Source organism: Pseudooceanicola sp. LIPI14-2-Ac024 (assembly GCF_042188925.1).
Taxonomy (GTDB): domain Bacteria; phylum Pseudomonadota; class Alphaproteobacteria; order Rhodobacterales; family Rhodobacteraceae; genus Pseudooceanicola.
On sequence record NZ_CP170102.1, the window covers coordinates 371,538 to 389,395 of the forward strand.

15 protein-coding genes and 1 pseudogene are annotated in these 17,858 nt (G+C 69.9%); 9 read left to right on the plus strand and 7 right to left on the minus strand.

The features are described 5' to 3' along the window. Nucleotides 1-145: 145 nt before the first annotated feature. The gene (locus tag ACE2AC_RS01765) at nucleotides 146-1,558 is read left to right on the plus strand and encodes a Do family serine endopeptidase (protein ID WP_375692055.1); all 1,413 of its coding nucleotides are present in this window, start codon (nucleotides 146-148) and stop codon (nucleotides 1,556-1,558) included. 72 nt (nucleotides 1,559-1,630) lie between these two features. On the opposite strand, the gene ACE2AC_RS01770 is transcribed toward ACE2AC_RS01765, so the two are convergent. After that, nucleotides 1,631-2,482, minus strand: coding sequence for an SH3 domain-containing protein (locus tag ACE2AC_RS01770; protein ID WP_375690420.1), 852 nt, complete (start codon nucleotides 2,480-2,482; stop codon nucleotides 1,631-1,633). A gap of 250 nt (nucleotides 2,483-2,732) precedes the next feature. Here ACE2AC_RS01770 and ACE2AC_RS01775 point away from each other — a divergent pair, with 250 nt between their 5' ends. Then, complete coding sequence (locus ACE2AC_RS01775) at nucleotides 2,733-3,656, plus strand: helix-turn-helix transcriptional regulator (RefSeq protein WP_375690421.1); 924 nt, start codon at nucleotides 2,733-2,735, stop codon at nucleotides 3,654-3,656. A 121-nt stretch (nucleotides 3,657-3,777) separates the two neighbouring features. Next, on the plus strand, nucleotides 3,778-7,137 hold the full coding sequence (locus ACE2AC_RS01780) for a S41 family peptidase (RefSeq protein ID WP_375690422.1): 3,360 nt from the start codon (nucleotides 3,778-3,780) through the stop codon (nucleotides 7,135-7,137). A gap of 3 nt (nucleotides 7,138-7,140) precedes the next feature. On the opposite strand, the gene ACE2AC_RS01785 is transcribed toward ACE2AC_RS01780, so the two are convergent. The 3 genes from ACE2AC_RS01785 to ACE2AC_RS01795 form a co-directional block, all read right to left on the minus strand. Continuing rightward, nucleotides 7,141-7,554 carry a c-type cytochrome gene (locus ACE2AC_RS01785; protein ID WP_375690423.1) on the minus strand — a complete coding sequence of 138 codons (414 nt, stop codon included), beginning with the start codon at nucleotides 7,552-7,554 and terminating at the stop codon, nucleotides 7,141-7,143. A gap of 100 nt (nucleotides 7,555-7,654) precedes the next feature. Then, on the minus strand, nucleotides 7,655-8,224 hold the full coding sequence (locus ACE2AC_RS01790; protein ID WP_375690424.1) for a peptidoglycan-binding domain-containing protein: 570 nt from the start codon (nucleotides 8,222-8,224) through the stop codon (nucleotides 7,655-7,657). A 52-nt stretch (nucleotides 8,225-8,276) separates the two neighbouring features. After that, on the minus strand, nucleotides 8,277-8,699 hold the full coding sequence (locus ACE2AC_RS01795; RefSeq protein ID WP_375690425.1) for an OB-fold nucleic acid binding domain-containing protein: 423 nt from the start codon (nucleotides 8,697-8,699) through the stop codon (nucleotides 8,277-8,279). A 120-nt stretch (nucleotides 8,700-8,819) separates the two neighbouring features. Here ACE2AC_RS01795 and ACE2AC_RS01800 point away from each other — a divergent pair. Continuing rightward, nucleotides 8,820-9,140 (plus strand): annotated as a pseudogene (locus ACE2AC_RS01800) (2Fe-2S iron-sulfur cluster-binding protein); the annotation flags it as partial. Nucleotides 9,141-9,143: 3 nt separating this feature from the next. Further along, nucleotides 9,144-9,863 (plus strand): FG-GAP repeat domain-containing protein, encoded by a 720-nt coding sequence (locus ACE2AC_RS01805; protein WP_375692056.1) that lies wholly within the window; start codon nucleotides 9,144-9,146, stop codon nucleotides 9,861-9,863. A gap of 223 nt (nucleotides 9,864-10,086) precedes the next feature. Here ACE2AC_RS01805 and purD read toward each other — a convergent pair whose 3' ends face one another. Next, entirely contained in the window at nucleotides 10,087-11,355 is a 1,269-nt protein-coding gene (gene purD, locus ACE2AC_RS01810; protein WP_375690426.1) for a phosphoribosylamine--glycine ligase, read from the minus strand. 141 nt (nucleotides 11,356-11,496) lie between these two features. On the opposite strand from purD, the gene ACE2AC_RS01815 reads away from it, so the two are divergent. After that, nucleotides 11,497-12,432, plus strand: a complete 936-nt coding sequence (locus ACE2AC_RS01815) for an SH3 domain-containing protein (protein WP_375690427.1) — start codon at nucleotides 11,497-11,499, stop codon at nucleotides 12,430-12,432. An 87-nt stretch (nucleotides 12,433-12,519) separates the two neighbouring features. Next, complete coding sequence (gene xseA / locus ACE2AC_RS01820; RefSeq protein ID WP_375690428.1) at nucleotides 12,520-14,058, plus strand: exodeoxyribonuclease VII large subunit; 1,539 nt, start codon at nucleotides 12,520-12,522, stop codon at nucleotides 14,056-14,058. Nucleotides 14,059-14,122: 64 nt separating this feature from the next. Here the strand turns inward: xseA and ACE2AC_RS01825 are convergent, their stop codons facing one another. After that, nucleotides 14,123-14,533, minus strand: coding sequence for a hypothetical protein (locus ACE2AC_RS01825; protein ID WP_375690429.1), 411 nt, complete (start codon nucleotides 14,531-14,533; stop codon nucleotides 14,123-14,125). A gap of 55 nt (nucleotides 14,534-14,588) precedes the next feature. Further along, nucleotides 14,589-15,680, minus strand: a complete 1,092-nt coding sequence (locus tag ACE2AC_RS01830; protein ID WP_375690430.1) for an alkane 1-monooxygenase — start codon at nucleotides 15,678-15,680, stop codon at nucleotides 14,589-14,591. Between the two features lie 193 nt (nucleotides 15,681-15,873). Between ACE2AC_RS01830 and ftsY the strand changes: the two genes are divergently transcribed. After that, nucleotides 15,874-17,268, plus strand: coding sequence for a signal recognition particle-docking protein FtsY (gene ftsY, locus ACE2AC_RS01835; RefSeq protein ID WP_375690431.1), 1,395 nt, complete (start codon nucleotides 15,874-15,876; stop codon nucleotides 17,266-17,268). Between the two features lie 64 nt (nucleotides 17,269-17,332). Then, nucleotides 17,333-17,848 carry a hypothetical protein gene (locus ACE2AC_RS01840; RefSeq protein ID WP_375690432.1) on the plus strand — a complete coding sequence of 172 codons (516 nt, stop codon included), beginning with the start codon at nucleotides 17,333-17,335 and terminating at the stop codon, nucleotides 17,846-17,848. Nucleotides 17,849-17,858: the final 10 nt, after the last annotated feature.

A 17,858-nucleotide genomic window follows, 5' to 3' on the forward strand; every position in this document is an offset into this window, starting at 1 on the left:
CTTGGCGATCGGCCCGGCATCCCGCCGCGACCGCGCAGATACTCAAAAGAGGAGAACGGGTGTGAAACAACTGGCTTACGCCACCCAGCCCGAAAACCGGGACCAGCCGATGCGCTGGAGCCTGTGGTCGGTCATCGTGAGCGCGATGCTGGCCGTGGCGATGCTGGCCCAGACTGCCACCGCGCAGGACCGGCCGAACAGCTTCGCGGACTTGGCGGACAAATTCAGCCCCGCCGTGGTGAACATCACCACGTCGACCACCGTCGCCAATGCCGGCGGCATGAACCCCATCGTGCCCGAAGGCTCGCCCTTCGAGGATTTCTTCCGCGAATTCCGTGACCGGAATGGCGACCAGGAAAACCGTCCGCGCCGGTCCTCCGCGCTCGGCTCGGGCTTCGTCATCTCCGAAGATGGCTATGTGGTCACCAACAACCACGTCATCGAATCCGCCGATGAGATCACCGTCGAGTTCTTCAACGGGACCGAGCTGGACGCCAAGGTGATCGGCACCGATCCCAAGACCGACATCGCCCTGCTGAAGGTCGAGGCCGAGGGCCCGCTGCCCTTCGTCACCTTCGGCGACAGCGACAAGTCGCGCGTGGGGGACTGGGTCGTGGCCATGGGCAACCCGCTCGGCCAGGGCTTCTCGGTCTCGGCCGGCATCGTGTCCGCCCGCAACCGCGCCCTCAGCGGCACCTATGACGACTACATCCAGACCGACGCCGCCATCAACCGCGGCAACTCGGGCGGTCCGCTGTTCAACCTCGACGGCGAAGTCGTCGGCGTGAACACCGCGATCCTCTCGCCGAACGGCGGCTCGATCGGCATCGGCTTCTCGATGGCGTCGAACGTGGTCAAGCGCGTGGTCGAACAGCTGCAGGAATTCGGCGAAACCCGCCGCGGCTGGCTGGGTGTCCGCATCCAGGACGTCACCGACGACATGGCCGAGGCGATGGACCTTCAGGAAGCCCGCGGCGCCCTGATCACCGACGTGCCCGAAGGCCCGGCGATGGATGCCGGCATGAAATCCGGCGACGTGATCGTCGAATTCGACGGCACCCAGGTTGACGACACCCGCGAACTGGTGCGCCAGGTCGGCAACACCACCGTCGGCAAGACGGTGCGCGTGGTCGTGCTGCGGGACGGCAAGGAAGAAGTGCTGAAAGTCACCCTCGGCCGCCGTGAACAGGCCGAAGGCGCGATCCCCGCGGCCCAGCCGGGCGGCGAGACCGAGGCACCGGACGAGCGTGAGCTGATGGGCCTGACCCTCAGCCCCGTGACCCCGGAACTGACCGAGCAGCTCGAGCTTGGCGAGAACGCCGAGGGCCTCGTCGTGGTCGACGTCGACGAGATGTCGGATGCCTACGAGAAGGGCCTGCGCGCCGGTGACCTGATCACCGAGGCCGGCCAGCAGAAGGTCGCCAGCCTGGAAGAGCTGGAAGCCCGGATCACCGACGCGCGCGACGCGGGCCGAAAATCGATCCTGCTGCTCGTCCGCCGTGCCGGCGATCCGCGCTTTGTCGCGCTGCCGGTCGAGGAACCTGCCGACGCGAACTGATCGCGCATCGGATCACCACTTGGAACGGGCGTCGCATTTGCGGCGCCCGTTTCGTTTCGGCGCTGCCCCCGGTCAGAACAGCACGTAGCCGCCCGATCCGTCGGTCAGCGTGAAGGCCAGCGTGTAATGGTTGCCGCCCCGGTTCTGGGTGAGGGAACCGAACCCGCTGACGCCGTTGCTGCAATGGATGCTCAGCGCCTCGCTCCGGACCGTGCCGGGCGCGTGATCGACCTTGGCGGTGCAGGTCAGGCCCTCTTTCGGCGCGGTGATGATGACGGCGTAGTGCCCTTCGCGGTGGCCGATCACCTGGCCACTGGTCTGGCCGCCGCCATAGATCACGCCCACGCCCCGCAGGTTCACGTTTCCGCCTGCGCCGCCGCCCTCGGTGTTCGCCGTGCCGGTGCCCTGTTCGCGGCGATAGCGATCGACCGCATCCTGCGCGCGGGACAGCTGGTCGCGGTAACACGATCCGCCGGCGTTGATCCGGTGCCCGCCGCCATTGAAGAGCACCGTGCATCCGGCGGCGAACCTGACCTCGTACTCGCCGCTGCCGCGCACGTGCAGCTCCGGCGCCGCGTCCGCGGTGTGATGCGACGGCGCGGCTGCCTCGGACAGGTAGCTCTGCGCCGCCCAGCCGTTGACCCGGCCATCCGGCGTCTCGACATGGCACCAGCGATCACGGCAGCCGAGGTTGCGGAACACCGCCCCGTTCGGCGCCACCGCCACCACGCGGTTGCCGGTGCCGGGACCGGAGCGGATGTTGAGCGTGTCGTCCCGCGCCACCCCCGAGACCTTGAGGTAATCCGGCCCGCTGGCCTCGGCCCCGGCACGGGGGACGGTCAGGACGGCACAGGCAATGCTCAACGTCAGCGCCGAAAGGACACGGCGGCCGGTGGTTGCGAATGTGTGGAAAGGAACAGTCATCTTCTACCCCGCGACAGGTGATCGAACCCTCTGAGTGCCCTTTGGCGCGCGTTGCGGCCCACGGGCGACGGGACGAGGCTACGACGCGGCGCGGCGGCCCGGCTATCCGCAAACGGCGTCGGCATTATCCGCTATGCGCAGGGCGGGCGGGCTGGCCTTGCGGCGGCGTCGGTCAGACCACGCTCGACAGGGCGGCAATGCACGGTTAACGTTACGTTAGTTGTTTGAGTTCTCGGGCGAAGGGAATTTCATGACGCATTGCGCTATCAGCCGCTTCTCGCAAGCGGCACCGGACGATATTCCCAACCTGTTCTCGCGGACCTCGCATTTCCGGTTCTTCGATGCGGATGGCAGCCTGACGCATCGGGCGCTGTCGCCGGGCCGCCGCGGCTATCGCGTGATCGCGGTCGAGACGACGGGCCACTGCGCCAGTTTCACCGAGGCGGATCGTACCGCGCTGACCTTTCCGCTCAGCGGCCGATCGGTGGTCGAGGTCGCGGGGCAGGTGGTCGACACGCGGCCGGGGCAGGGCTTTGCCATCACGCCCTCGGACCGGACCAGCCGGCTCTGCCCCGGGCCGGACGGCCGCTACCGCAGTTTCACCATCATCGGGCCGGCCGGCGAGATGCCCGGCGGCCTGCGTGCCGACGCCTGGTACCGCCCGCGCGACGACCGGCTGCAGCGGCACTGCATCGACCTGCTGCAACTGGCGTTCGGGATGGCCGAAACGCCGGGCGCCACCAGGCCTGCCGCCTTCGACGCGTTCGAGGCGCTGATCGACGACATGGTCCGCGGCCTTCTGTCGGACAGCGGGGCCGTCACCCGACCCGGACCCGGCCGCGATGCCGCCCGGCTGGTGGGCCGGGCCAAGGATCACATCGCGGCAGTCTACGACGACGCGGTGACCATCGCGGACATTGCCGCCCGCCTCGGGGTCGCACCTCGCACCTTGCAGGCGGCGTTCCAAGCCCAGTGCGGGCAGACGCCGCGCGCCTATCTCAACCAGGTCCGGCTCGAACAGATGCGCCGCCTCCTGCAGCACTCGGCTCCGCACACCAGCGTGACCTCGGCCGCCATGTCCGTGGGGCTGTTCCACGTCGGGCGTTGCAGCCAGGCTTACCGGCTGCACTTCGGAGAGCTGCCGTCGCAGACGCTGGCCCGCGCCCGGGGCTAGGGCCGCCAGCCCTGCGGGTATCGGACAGGCGGAAACGGAAAATGGATAGACAGCGGATCGGCCGCCGACCCAGACTCGCACCCGACACCCGCGCGACAGACGACGCACCGGAGGAGCCCTGATGCCCATCACCCGACACCGCCCGTTCCTGGCCCGCCTGCTGGCGCTGGCCGCTCTTGCGTCACTGGGTGCCGGTCCAGCCGCCCACGCCCAGGCCGACGGCGCGGCACCCGATGCAGGGCCGTACTGGATCCGGGGCGCGCAGGTGTCGCCCGACGGGCAGTCCATCGCCTTTGCCTACCGCGGCCAGATCTGGATCGTGCCGAGCGCAGGCGGAGAGGCGATCCCCCTGACCGAACGCCAGTTTCGAAGCAACGCGCCGCAGTGGTCGCCCGACAGCCGCATGATCGCCTTTGCCTCGGACCGGTTCAACATCTCGGACGTCTTCGTCATGCCGGTCGACGGGGGCGAGATCCGGCGCCTGACCGAGCATTCCGGGGCCGAGGCGCCGCTGGCCTTCACCGCCGACGGGACCGAGGTGCTGATCACCGCCACCGTCGCGGGCGACGCCAAGGCGGATTACATCGACGGGCTGGGCCAGCACATCGGCGTGGTCATGCGCGTCCCGGTCGAGGGCGGGCGCGCGCGGCTGGTGATGTCGCTGCCGACCGTGCAGGCCGACGTCAGCCCGGATGGCCGGACGATGGCCTATGTCGACCGGAAATCAGCGGAATCGCTCTGGCGCAAGGGCGAGATCTCGGACGGGACGCCGGATGTCTGGCTGTTCGATTTCGAGACCGGCGCCCATACCAAGGTCACCGATTACCGCGGCGTGGACCGCAGCCCGTCGTTTTCGGGTGACGGCACGATGCTCTACTGGACGACCGAGATGCCCGAGGCCGGGATCACCGACCCCGACGCAGCCCCCCAGACGTTCAACGTCTGGCGGCGGGCCATCGACGGCAGCACGCCGCCCGAACAGGTGACCGCGCACGACGGCCTGCCGGTGCGCTTCGCCTCGGTCGCCGATGACGGCACGCTGGTCTATACCTACGACACCGAGCTCTGGCGCCTCGATCCCGATGCGGCAGAGCCGGTGAAGGTGCCGGTCACCATCCGCCAGGGCACGCTCTACGACGGAGAGGTCTATGCCGACCTGGCCGACGAGATCAGCGATGCCGCCGTGTCGCCCGACGGATCAGAGATCGCGCTGGTCGCGCGCGGGGACATCTTCGTCGTGTCGCCCGCCAGCGGAGAGGTGCGCCGGATCACCGACACGCCGCAGGCCGAGCGATCGGTGAGCTTTGCCCCGGACGGCCGCAAGCTTCTCTACGCCGCCGAACGCGAAGGGGATTGGGACATCTACGAGACCGCGCTGGTGCGCGAGGGCGACACCTCGTTCCTCAAGGCGATCGAACTCGCCGAGAGCGTGGCGATCGACACCGAGACCGACGCGCTGCAACCGGCCTATTCGCCCGATGGCACCCGCATCGCCTATCGCGACGACCGCAATGCCATCCGCGTGCTCGACATCGCCAGCGGCGAGACGACCGAGGTCCTGCCGGACGACGCGACCTACTTCTACGGCGAGAACGATTTCGACTTCGAATGGGCCCCCGACGGGCGGCACATCGTGACGACCACCGGCTTCATCTCGACCAATACCGAGGTCGAGATGGTCGAGACGGACGGCGAGCACACCCGCCACAACATCAGCAACTCGGGCTTCGGCGACACCTGGGGCGGGTTCAGCCCGGACGGCTCTATCGTCTACTGGGCGACCGACCGCTTCTCGCAGCGCAACCTCTCGCTCGAGCCGGGGATGCAGGACGTGATGGTGGCCTACCTGACGCCCGAAGGCTTCATGCGGCGCGAACTGGGGGATGCCGCGGTGCGGCCCACGGTGCAACCTGCCGGGGACACCGGGACCGAAGCCGCGCCGACAGATGCGGCGGCGACCGGGGCGGCCGTTGCCGACGATGCCGCGGAGGAATCCGAGGCCGAGGCGCCGGTGCCGCTCGACTTCGACGGGCTGGCCTATCGGACCGCCCGTGTCACCGGCGCGCCGATCATCCCGGTTCTGGCGCGGATCACCGATGACAACAAGGCGATGTTCCTCGTGTCGTTCCTGCCCGCAAACGGCGTGCTCAAGGCCGACATGATCGACCTTTCCACCGGCCAGCCGCGGCAGGTCTTTGTCAAGTCGCCCGCCGGCCTGTCGGACATCCAGCTTACCCCGGACGGGACGCGCGCCTACCTGATCTACAAGAACGCCATCGAGACCGTGAACCTGGCCAACGGGGCGGGCGCCCCGGTGCCTTTCACGTTGAGCGCGACGTTCAACCCGGTGGAAGAGATGAAGTACATCTTCGACCACCACTGGCGCTTCGTGCAGTCCAAGTTCTACGATTCCGAGATGCACGGCGTCGACTGGCCGGCGGTCCGCGAAGTCTATGCCAGGTACCTTCCGCACATCAGCCACTGGGAGGACTTCGTGCAGCTGATGGACGAGATGCTGGGCGAACTGAACGCCTCGCACCTCACGCCGCGGTTCAAGTGGGCAAATCCGGGCTGGGACCAGACCGCCGAGCTGGGGATCATTCCCGACACCCTGCACGAGGGGCCCGGTGTCCGCATCGCCGCCGTCCTGCCCGGAGGGCCCGCCGCCCTGGTGGGCGACCCGCTGACCGAGGGCGCGGTGATCCTGGCCGTCGACGGGGACGAGATCGCCGCCGATGCCGAGATCCATCCGCTGCTGAACCGCAAGGCCGGCCGCATCCTGCGCCTGACGGTGCAGCCCGCAGGCGAAGGCGCGCCCGTGGACGTGCCGGTCCGCGCCGCACCGCCGGGCACCGACGGGGAGCTGGCCTATCACCGCTGGGTCGACCGGCGCCGCGCCATGGTGGACGAGATGTCGGGCGGCCGCCTCGGCTACACCCACGTCCGCAAGATGGAGGACGACGCCTTCCGGCAGGTCTATTCCGACCTGATGGGCCGGGCGCGCGACAAGGAAGGCGCCATCGTAGACACCCGTTTCAACCTCGGCGGCAACCTGCATGACCAACTGACCAGCTTTCTCACCGGCACCCGGCATTCCGGGCTGGTGACGCGCAACGGGGTCGACATGGGCACCACGCCCTACATCCGCTGGGCCAAGCCGACGGCGCTGCTGATGAACACCTTCAACTACTCGGACGCCTCGGTCTTTCCGTACTACTACAAGCGCGAGGCGCTCGGGCCGACGGTGGGCGACCGGGTGCCCGGGACCGGCACGGCGGTGCTGCGGCCCGACCAGCTCGACAAGCGGGTGGAGCTCGGCGTGCCGCAGATCGGCTTCCGCACGGTCGAGGGCGACTTCTTCGAGAACCGTGAGATCGTGCCGGACGAGATCGTGCGCACCCCGCCCGCGGCAATCGAGGCGGGCGAGGACCCGCAGCTCAAGGCCGCCGTGGAGGCGCTGCTGCGGCAGATCGACGGCTAGGGTCTACTGCTGGATGCTTTCGAGGTAGGCCAGCAGCCCGGCCAGCTCGCGCGGGGTCGGGGTGAGGATGCCGTCGATCTCGACCGGGACGAGGTCCTCGGCCATCGCGCCGCCGAACTCGGGCATCACGCGGGCCAGGTGGCCCTGCTGCGGATCGCCGTAGATGAAGCTCAGCGCGCGGGCGGCGGGGAAGGTCCCGCCGTTGTCGCGGCTGAGATGGGTGAGGTCGGTGGGCCGGTCGGCCAGTCCTGCCGCCATCGGCCCGTCGCCGGTGCCCGTCGCGCCGTGGCACGACACGCAGTTCTCGGCAAAGAAGGCCGCGCCGTCGGTGCTGTCGGGCATCCGCGCCTCGGTGCAGGCCACGAGGGCCAGGATCAGAAGGGCGGATCCTGCGATCCCGCCGTGACGTGTGTACATGATGTCCCCGCCGTGCCTGTCTGCCCGTTTCACGCGAACGGGTCGTGGCCATGATACACGCCGCGCCGCCGTGCGAAAGGGCGCGGGTGCCTTGGCGGGGTCAGCCGTCGACCGGCACGCGGTCCTGCCCGGCGCCGGGGATCTCGACCACCGACAGCCCCAGCTTGCGCGCGGCGGCCAGCGACAGGGTCCCGCTGTCCAGCCCCTCGGGCTGCTGGTAGGCCCGGACCGCGCGGCGGGTCGCCTCGTCCATCTGGCCGGTGATCGCGCCGGAATGCAGGCCCCGCGCCGCCAGCGCGCGCTGCAGCGAGGCGATGAACTCGGGCGTCATCTCGGGCAGGCAGGGGGTGCGGAACCAGACCTCCTGCCGTTCGCGGACGATCTGCTGGCGGGTCTCGGTCCGGTAGCTGGCCGGGCGGATGACGGCGCCCGCGGCATCGACCGCGGCCGGTTCGGCCAGGACGTGGTCGGTCACCGTCTCGATCACCGCCGGCGTCGCGTCGCGGCCCCAGCAGGTGCCGGGCAGGGCGCCCGGCGGGGCCGAGGCGCGGATCTGCGTGACCTCGGGCGCGCCGAGCGCGGGCAGGGTGTCCTCGGGCGCACCGCAGGCGGCCAGCGCCAGCGGCAACAGCAGGACGGCCCGGGCCGGGATCGGGAGGGTAAGGCGCATCGACGCCCTTTCGACTGCTCGTGCGGGGTTGGCCCCGCTGTTGGCGCGCAGTCTAGCCGGTTTGGAGGTGCCGCGGAACCCTTGCCGCGTGACGCTCGGTGTCGCCGTCGCGGGCGCAGAGCTTGTCGACCCCGAGCGCCGGCAGGCTGTCGAGCAGGGGCGAGATATCCTCGACCGTTTCGGCGATCACGTGGGTCACCCCGCTGTCGCGCTGCACCCGGCCCGTGACCCGCAGCATCCGCCCCGAGATCACCGCCCGGCGAAACGCCTCGTAGAGCTTGCGCCAGACGATCACGTTCACGATCCCGGTCTCGTCCTCGAGGGTGACGAAGATCACCCCCTTGGCGGTGCCCGGCCGCTGCCGCAGGATCACGATCCCCGCCACCGTCACGCGCGCGTTCGCCGGCGGCCTGTCAAGCAGGGCGGCAGGCAGGCAGGCGGGCGGGCGGGGCCAGTCGGTCGGGGCGAGCGTCATGAGAACGAATATAGAACATGACGCAACGCTCACAAGCCCTTGTCCGCCGCCCTTGCAAAAGGGGCTGGAATGGGCGAGGCCACGTGTCTAGACCAAGCGGGGCGCAGCCAGGGGAGAGAGATGGCCAAGATCACCTATATCGAGCACAACGGCACCGAGCACACCGTCGACGTCGCCAATGGCATGACCGTCATGGAAGGCGCCCGCGACAACGGCATTCCCGGGATCGAGGCCGATTGCGGCGGCGCCTGCGCCTGCTCGACCTGCCACGTCTACATCGATCCCGCCTGGGTCGAGAAGCTGCCCGAGAAGGGTGACATGGAAGAGGACATGCTGGATTTCGCCTTCGAGCCCGATCCGGCCCGGTCCCGCCTGACCTGCCAGCTCAAGGTGACCGACGCGCTCGACGGCCTCGTCGTGCAGATGCCCGAGCGCCAGATTCTGATGGCCCGTGCGGCGGCGCTCCTGACGGCGCTGCTGCTGGCGGGGCCCGCCGTGGCGCAGGGTCTGCCGCAGGTCCTGTCGGCCCGGTTCGACGAGCCCACCACGCGCTACGATCACGGCGTTCTGGGCGATGCCGTGGAATGGGGCGCGCTCAGGATCACCGCGCGCACCGGCGGCACCACCGCCGAATACACCATCCGCCTGCCCGAAACCCGCGTGTTCGAGGACGTCGCGCCGCGTCTTGCCGACCTCGACGGCGACGGCAACCCCGAGGTCCTGGTGGTCGAGACCGACCTCGGCCGCGGCGCCCGCCTCTCGGCCTGGCGCATCGGCGGCGAGACCCTCGTCGCTGCAACCCCGTACATCGGACAGGCACATCGCTGGCTGGCCCCGCTGGGGGCCGCCGACCTCGACGGCGACGGCCATGTCGAGGTGGCCTATGTCGACCGCCCGCACCTTGCCAGGGTGCTGCGCGTCTGGCGCTTCCGCGACGGGGCGTTCCAGGAGGTCGCGCAGGCGGCCGGTCTGACCAACCACAAGATCGGCTGGGACCACATCCCCGGCGGCCTGCGCAACTGCGGGCAGGGGTGGGAGATGATCACCGCCGATGGCGCGTGGCGCCAGGTCATGGCCTCGCGGCTCGAGGGCGAACGGATCGTGACGCGCGCGCTCGGGCCCTACAGCGCCGAGGCGATGGCGCAGGCTGTGAGCTGCCGCTGAAGGGGACGCTGGCCTGCTGGTGCTCGCGGTACGCCCGATCGGTGACCGGTCGGAGCGTCCGGGGGGTATCGGTGCCGGGCTGCGGGCGGTGCGCGGGCGGTGCGTGCCGAGCACGCACCCTACGGGGCGGGCGTGTGTCGGGCGGGATGGTGGGGGCGCTGCCCCCGCCGCGCTGACGCGCGGCTCCCCCGGGATACGGGACCAGGGGAAAGACGCCGGTTCCTCAGCCTTCCAGCACGCGCCAGCCGATGTCGCGGCGGCAGAAGCCTTCGGGCCAGTCGATGGCGTCGATCATGGCATAGGCGCGGTCGCGGGCCTCGGCCAGGGTAGCGCCGCGGGCGGTGCAGTTCAGCACCCTGCCGCCGTTCGCGAGGATGCGGCCCTGGTCCTCGACCGTGCCGGCGTGGAAGCACATCTCGAACGAGGTTTCGGCCAGCGCGTCGAGGCCGCGGATCTCGGTGCCCTTGGCGTAGCTGCCGGGATAGCCCTCGGCCGCCATCACCACGGTCATCGCGTGATCGTCGGCCCAGTTGACGCGCATCTCGCCCAGCCGGCCCTCGGCCGCGGCATGGATCAGGTCGAGCGCCTGCGCCCCGAGGCGCAGCATCAGGACCTGGCATTCTGGGTCGCCGAAGCGGACGTTGTACTCCACCAGGCGCGGCTCGCCGTCCTGGATCATCAGCCCGACGTAGAGCACGCCCTGGAACGGGGTGCCGCGCGCGGCCATCTCGTCCAGGGTCGGGTGCACGATGCGGTCCATCGTCTTTTGCGCGACCTCGTCCGACAGGATCGGCGCGGGCGAATAGGCGCCCATGCCGCCGGTGTTCGGCCCCTCGTCGCCGTCGAAGGCACGCTTGTGGTCCTGCGCGGTGCCGATCGGTAGGGCGGTGGTGCCGTCGCAGAGCACGAAGAACGAGGCTTCCTCGCCCTCCATGAACTCCTCGATCACCACCTCGGCCCCGGCGGCGCCGAATTCGCCCGAGAACATGTCGTCGATGGCGGCCAGCGCGGTCGCGAGGTCCATCGCCACGGTCACGCCCTTGCCGGCGGCGAGACCATCGGCCTTGATCACGATGGGCGCACCCTGCGCTTCGACATAGGCGCGGGCGAGCGCGGCCTCGGTAAAGCGGGCATAGCCGGCGGTCGGGGCGTGCGCGGCGTCGCAGATTTCCTTGGTGAAGGCCTTCGAGGCCTCGAGCATCGCGGCGGCTTTCGACGGGCCGAAGACCAGCACGCCTGCGGACCGCAGGTCGTCGGCCACGCCGGCGGCAAGCGGCGCCTCGGGGCCCACGATCACCAGGTCGATGGCATTGTCGGTGGCGAACTCGGTGACCGCCGCGCCGTCGAGCACGTCGAGGCTGGCGCATTCCGCGATCGCGGCGATCCCGGCATTGCCCGGCGCGACGATCAGCTTGTCGCACTTGGGGTTCTGCATGGTGGCCCAGGCCAGGGCATGTTCGCGGCCGCCGCCGCCGAGAATAAGGATGTTCATGGATCGCCTTCCGCCGCTGTCCCGCGCGGTTTAGCGGCGGGGCGGGGTCAGGGCAAGCGGGTGGCGTCCGCCGGGCGGCGCGCTATCCTCTGGGGAGCGACTCGGGCGATCACCGCGCCGACCGCTTCAGGAGGACACCAGATGCGTCTGACAGTTTCGCGCCTGCTCGGGCTCTGCCTCGGCGGGCTGATCGCGACCCCGGTGCTGGCCGGCCCGCAGGCGGTCCCGCTGCGGCCGCCCGCCGTGGAGGTTTCGCAACTGGTCGAGGTGCAGAACCGCGGCGCCGACTGGGAGGTTACCGGCATCGCCTGGAACGACCGGCTGAACATGCGCTCCGGGCCTTCGACCAACTACCCGGTCGTGGCGCGGCTGTCGAACGGGCAGCAATTGCGCAACTTCGGCTGCAGCACCACCGGGCGCACCCAGTGGTGCCAGGTCCAGACACCGGATGGCCGGATCACCGGATGGGTCGCGGGGCGCTACCTGCGGCAGGTCTCGCACGGGGGCAACCGGCCCGGGCGGCCGGACCCCGGCATCTCGCGCCCGAGCGTGCGGCAGTCGGCCTTCGGCCAGTTCGAGGTCACGTTCCGCGACCGCTGTGCCGTGCTCTATTCGCCCGAGGGACGCCGCCTGCAGCAGGACCGGAGCTGTACGCGCGACCATATCCGGGCCGCCGACCAGGCCGTCGCCCGCTACATCGACGATCAGCGGCCGACCCGGCCGCCGCGGCCGGACCCGGACCGTCCGGATCGGCCGGACCGGCCCGACCGGCCCGGCCCGGCGGACGACCTGAGTATGGACGGCCGCAGCTTCAGCGGCACCGGCACGCTGGCCGGCCAGAACATTCGCGGTCGGCTCGGGCCGGGCAAGAACGGGCCCTACCGGCTGTCGATCAACGGTGGCGGCGCGGATTGCTGGGGCGACCTGCCGCGCAAGGCCAGCACCGCGAAGCAGACCGTGCAGCTCGACTGCACCAACGGGCGCAACGGCCCCGCGACCCTGACCCGCGACGTGCAGGGCTACCGGGTGCAGTTCCTGCTCGGCGGAAGCCAGCGGGGCGAGCTGACCCTGCGCTGAACGGCGCGCGACCGGGGCGGCGGGGGTGGAGGCCCCCGCCGCCTCTGCTATGCTGGGACCAAGAGCAACACGAACGGGGACAGGGCGGTGGATCTTTTCGAGGACGAGGCAACGGGCAACACGCCGGAATTCACCGTCTCGGACATCACCGGCGCGGTCAAACGGCTGATCGAGGGCGAGTTTTCTCACGTCCGCGTCAGGGGCGAGGTCGGCCGCGTGGTCGTCGCCCGTACCGGGCACATGTATTTCGACCTCAAGGACGACCGGTCCGTCATCGCCTGCGTCTCGTGGAAGGGGCAGGTGTCGAAGTTCCGCCACCGTCCCGAGGAAGGCATGGAGATCATCGCCACCGGGCGGATGACCACCTTCGGCCCGCAGTCGAAGTACCAGCTGAACGTCGAGGAGGTCGAGCCGGCCGGCGCGGGCGCGCTGATGGCGATGCTGGAGGCGCGCAAGAAGAAGCTCGAGGCCGAGGGTCTGTTCGACACGTCCCGCAAGCGCCCGCTGCCCTTCCTGCCCGAGATCATCGGCGTCGTGACCTCGCCCTCGGGGGCGGTGATCCGCGACATCCTGCATCGGCTGCGTGACCGATTTCCCCGCAAGGTGCTGATCTGGCCGGTCGCCGTGCAGGGTCAGAACTGCGCGCCCGAGGTGGTGCGCGCGATCGAGGGCTTCAACCGGCTGACCCCGGGCGGGGCATTGCCGCGGCCCGACCTGCTGATCGTCGCGCGCGGCGGCGGGTCGATCGAGGACCTCTGGGGCTTCAACGAAGAGGCGGTGGCCCGCGCCGCCGCCTTGTCGGACATCCCGCTGATCTCGGCCGTGGGACACGAAACGGACACGACGCTGATCGACTATGTCTCGGACTACCGCGCGCCGACGCCCACGGGCGCGGCTGAACGCGCGGTGCCGGTCCGGGTCGAGCTGATGGCCTGGCTCGACGGCATGTCGTCCCGGCTGGTGCGGGCAGAGACCCAGGCGATCACCCTGCGCGGCCAGCGCCTGCGCGACCTCGCGCGTGCCCTGCCGCGGGTGGAGAGCCTGCTCGACGCTCCGCGCCAGCGGCTCGACCTCTGGGGCGACCGGCTGCCGGCGGCGCTGACCGGCGGGGTGCAGCGGCGTCGGCTGCTGCTGTCGGACACGGCGGGGCACCTGAGGCCGGGGCTGCTGCGCGGACGGCTCGACCGGGCGCAGGACCGGCTGGACGACCGGGCAGGGCGGCTGGCACCGGGCCTGCAGCGCGGCACGGCACGGCAGCGCGAGGCCTTCGATGCCCGCGCCGCCCGCCTGCGGGTCGAACCGATCCGGCAGGACATTGCCCGCAAGCGCCGCGACCTCGACCAGCTGGTGACACGGCTGACCGCGACCGGCGCGCTGCGGATCGAACGTGCCTCCGACAGGCTCTCGGGACTTGACCGTCTCCTGGAAACAATGGGTTACGAGGCGACTCTCAAGCGCGGCTACGCGGTGGTCCGTGACGGCGCCGGGGGGCTTGTCACCCGCAAGGCCGAGGCCGAACAGGCCGGCGCGCTCGAGATCCAGTTTGCCGACGGGCGCATGAAGATCGGCGGCAGCGCCCGCAAGACCGCACAGCCCGACAAGCCGGACCAGGGCTCGCTCTTCTGACACGCTGCCAGATGACCTTGGTCGCACGCGCCCGCCCGGGACGGCGCCCCGGCGACGGCGGTGGTCAGACGCCCACCTCAGGGCCCTTGCACATCATCGGGTCGGTGCTGTTCTCGACCTCGTAGAGCTCGGTGCTCTGGGGATTGTTCTCGAACCGGGCCACCAGCCCGCGGGGACCCTGGTAGAAGCTCCAGCACTGCGGGTCGCCGGGCGTGTCGTCGTAGACGAAACAGATCAGCCCGCCGGCCTCCTCGTACCAGTGCCCTTCCTTGCAGTCGCCGTCGAGAAAGGACCAGCGCACCTTGCGGTCGGACATGTACTCCTCGACGCCGTAGGCTTCGCCGTCGGCGCCGTAGTAGAACGTCTTGCCCTGCGAATAGGCGTCGAACTCGGCGCCCGACATCGGTCCGTCCATCGCGGCAAGCGCGGTGGCAGAGAGGCCGAGGGCAATGGCGGTCAGGGTCAGGCGCATCATGCGGCGATCATGCCGCATCGGGCGGGGGTCTTCCAATGAGATTCACCGTGAGGGGTTATTCGGCCGCGGTTTCCTGCCCGTAGGCATAGGGCTCGGGCGCTTCGGTTTCGGGCTGCCAGTGGCGCAGGCGACGATCCATCACCCGGCGCCAGAGCGGCGGGACAACGGCGATCGCCCCCATCACCGGCAGGCTGTAGGGCAGGATCGGCATCGTCACGTCGTTCAGCTGCAGCGCCGGGTAGGGGCGGCCGGGATGCACGTGGTGGTCCGAATGGCGCGGGGCGTTCATCATCATCGCGCCCGACACGGCGTGCGGGGAATTCCACGAATGCTGCGGTCCGACCGGCTCGTACCGGCCATCCGCCCGTTCGGCCCGGCGCAGGCCGTAGTGCTGGACGTAGTCCGACATAAGGACCTGGTACTGGGCAAAGGCGCTGAGCGCGACCAGCGTGCCGACCCCGGGCCAGCCGGCCAGGGCATAGGCGATCACCACCATCGCGACGGCGCCGAGGACATATTCGACGTAGGGCGTCTGGAACGGTGATTTCCCGGCGCGCTTCAGGTCGGCATGTTCCGCCGCAAAGCCTGCCGCGAACGACCCGGTCCAGGCCCGCAGGGCATAGCGCCAGAACCCTTCGCCCGCCCGCGCGGTGTTCGGGTCGCCAGGCGTGGCCACGTGCCGGTGGTGCACCTTTGGGTGCGACGACGCGTGGTGACCGAAGAGCAGCGAGATATAGACCAGCCGTCCCAGCTGGCGCGCCTGGCGCGCGGGACGGTGGATCAGCTCATGCGCGTTCGGGTGGCTGACCTGTCCGAACCAGATGCCGAAGGCGACACCGGCGATTACCGCGTCGCGCCCGTTCACCCCGTTCGGGCCACCCAGCCAGAAAACCGCCGCGACCATCATCCACAGGTGCGCGACGCCGAGGAACAGGCTCAGTTCCTCCGAGGCGGGGAATTCGGCCTGCGGGTTCCGGTTGCGCCAGCTTTTGGGCACCAGCCGGTCCGACAGCGTGATGAAGACCGTGAGGTAGGCCAACGCCGCCCAGCCGTAGGCACCGCCAAAGAACGCCGCCAGCAGCAGGAGCGGCAGCGGCGCCAGCGTCGCCAGCGTGAAACCGGCCAGGGATCTGTCTGTCCTGCGCATCTGTGCCTTTCTACCCCGTGTCGTGGTTGTGGCGAGCGATTTCGGACAATTTCAGGCGCAATCGGGATCATATGGCGGCAATTCCGTCACCGGCCCGGGACGCACGGTGGAACATTGCGGGGCCGCGCGGCCTTCCATCCCATGCCTATCCGCATTAGGTGAATTGCAACGATGCGAGTGGAGACGCAAAGGCATGGCCTTTTTCTCGAAACTGAAGGACCGGCTGTTCAAATCCTCCTCGAAACTCGAGGAAGGGCTGGACGCGATCGTCGAGGACGGCGGCTCGGCCGATCCCGAGACGCCGGGCCCCGACACCACCCCGCCCGAGACGCCGGAGCCGACGCCCGCGCCGGACATTCCCCCGGCGCCCGAGCCCGAGCCTGTCCCCGAACCCGACGACCCCACACCCGCGCCAGAGCCCGACCCGGTGCCGCCGCAGCCCGATCCGGCCCCCGCGCCGCGCCCCGAGGAGGTGCCGCAGCCCGAACCGGACCTGCCCGAGCCGGAGTTGCCGTCTCCCGGGCCGGAAGAGGTGCCCGCCTCGCCGCCCGACATGGTGCCGACGCCCGCCCCGCAGGAAGTGCCGCAGGTCGACATCCCCGACGAGATTCCGGTCGACCGCCCCTCGGAAATCCCGCCCGGCACCTTCACGAGCGAGGCGAAGCCCGGCTTTTTCGGGCGCTTCTTTGGCCGCGATGCCGCAGCTCCGGCCGCAACCCCGTCGGCGCCCGCGAAACCCTCGGGGCCGGTGGTGCGCCGGGCGCTCGACGACGACATGGTCGAACAGCTCGAGGAACTGCTGATCGCCTCCGACATGGGTGTCGACACCGCGCTGCGCGTGACCTCGAACCTGGCCGAGGGCCGGATGGGCCGCCGCATGTCGGTGTCCGAGATCAAGGGCCTCCTGTCGGACGAGATCACGCGGATCATGGAACCCGTCGCCCGCCCCCTGCCGCTCTATCCCAGGAAGCCGCAGGTGGTGCTCGTGGTCGGCGTGAACGGCTCGGGCAAGACGACGACCATCGGCAAGCTCGCCAGCCAGTTCAATGCCGCGGGCAAGAAGGTCATCATCGCCGCGGGCGACACCTTCCGCGCGGCGGCGGTCGAACAGCTCCAGGTCTGGGGCGACCGCGCGGGCGTGCCGGTGATGAAGGCCGACCAGGGCACCGACCCGGCGAGCCTCGCTTTCGACGCGATGACCCGGGCCGAGGCCGAGGGCGCGGACCTGCTGATGATCGACACCGCCGGCCGGTTGCAGAACCGCCAGGACCTGATGGAGGAACTGGCCAAGATCGTCCGCGTCATCCGCAAGAAGGACCCGTCGGCGCCGCACAACACGCTGCTGGTGCTCGATGCCACCACCGGCCAGAACGCGCTGAGCCAGGTCGAGACCTTCCAGAAGCTCGCCGATGTCTCGGGGCTGGTGATGACCAAGCTCGACGGCACCGCCAAGGGCGGCGTCCTCGTCGCGCTGGCCGACAAGTTCGGCCTGCCGATCCATGCCATCGGCGTGGGCGAGCAGATCGACGACCTGGCCCCCTTCGACCCCGAGGAATTTGCCCGCGCCCTGACCGGGGCCGAAGCCTGAGGTGCCGGTTCTCGACGAAGTCCTCTCCCAAATCGGGAGGGCCAGTTTCTGGCTGGACGCCGCGGTGCTCACCGCGATTGTCCGCTTCGTCTGGAGCGTGGTGCAGAAGGGCACCGAGGCGCTGCTGTTCCGGCTGGCGCTCAGGACCCGGACCATCGAGATCAGTTTCGACACCCACCCGAACGTCCCGAAGGAGATCGAGGCGCTCAAGTACCTCTTGATCCGCTACGGCAACGACACCTACCTCAAGGAACTGGCGAGCGACCAGGAAAAGCACCACGGGCGGTTGCGCAACAAGATCATGCCGATCGACGTGCAGCCCGCGAAGGACGGGGCGCGGCGGGTGACGATGCACCTCAAGGTGCACAAGCGGCTCGGCACGCAGTTCACCCTCTTCGTGGACGTGGTGGGCGACACGGCCCCGGTGGTCAGCTACCTCGAAGGGCACGACACGATCACCGGCGTTGCCGTCTCCGCGCGGCCGGGGGCAGAGCGCAAGCGCGTGTTCTTCCGCCTCAAGGACTACCCCGAGGTCGAGACGGTCGACGGTTTCCGCAACAACATGATCTTCCCGGTATGACCCGCGGCGC

Bases quoted from the DNA above. Each gene is read 5' to 3' on its own strand.
- ACE2AC_RS01765 (WP_375692055.1), top strand. From the start codon at position 146: ATGCTGGCCGTGGCGATGCTGGCCCAGACTGCCACCGCGCAGGACCGG.
- ACE2AC_RS01770 (WP_375690420.1), bottom strand. From the start codon at position 2,482: ATGACTGTTCCTTTCCACACATTCGCAACCACCGGCCGCCGTGTCCTT.
- ACE2AC_RS01775 (WP_375690421.1), top strand. From the start codon at position 2,733: ATGACGCATTGCGCTATCAGCCGCTTCTCGCAAGCGGCACCGGACGAT.
- ACE2AC_RS01780 (WP_375690422.1), top strand. From the start codon at position 3,778: ATGCCCATCACCCGACACCGCCCGTTCCTGGCCCGCCTGCTGGCGCTG.
- ACE2AC_RS01785 (WP_375690423.1), bottom strand. From the start codon at position 7,554: ATGTACACACGTCACGGCGGGATCGCAGGATCCGCCCTTCTGATCCTG.
- ACE2AC_RS01790 (WP_375690424.1), bottom strand. From the start codon at position 8,224: ATGCGCCTTACCCTCCCGATCCCGGCCCGGGCCGTCCTGCTGTTGCCG.
- ACE2AC_RS01795 (WP_375690425.1), bottom strand. From the start codon at position 8,699: ATGACGCTCGCCCCGACCGACTGGCCCCGCCCGCCCGCCTGCCTGCCT.
- ACE2AC_RS01805 (WP_375692056.1), top strand. From the start codon at position 9,144: ATGGCCCGTGCGGCGGCGCTCCTGACGGCGCTGCTGCTGGCGGGGCCC.
- purD (WP_375690426.1), bottom strand. From the start codon at position 11,355: ATGAACATCCTTATTCTCGGCGGCGGCGGCCGCGAACATGCCCTGGCC.
- ACE2AC_RS01815 (WP_375690427.1), top strand. From the start codon at position 11,497: ATGCGTCTGACAGTTTCGCGCCTGCTCGGGCTCTGCCTCGGCGGGCTG.
- ACE2AC_RS01825 (WP_375690429.1), bottom strand. From the start codon at position 14,533: ATGATGCGCCTGACCCTGACCGCCATTGCCCTCGGCCTCTCTGCCACC.
- ACE2AC_RS01830 (WP_375690430.1), bottom strand. From the start codon at position 15,680: ATGCGCAGGACAGACAGATCCCTGGCCGGTTTCACGCTGGCGACGCTG.
- ftsY (WP_375690431.1), top strand. From the start codon at position 15,874: ATGGCCTTTTTCTCGAAACTGAAGGACCGGCTGTTCAAATCCTCCTCG.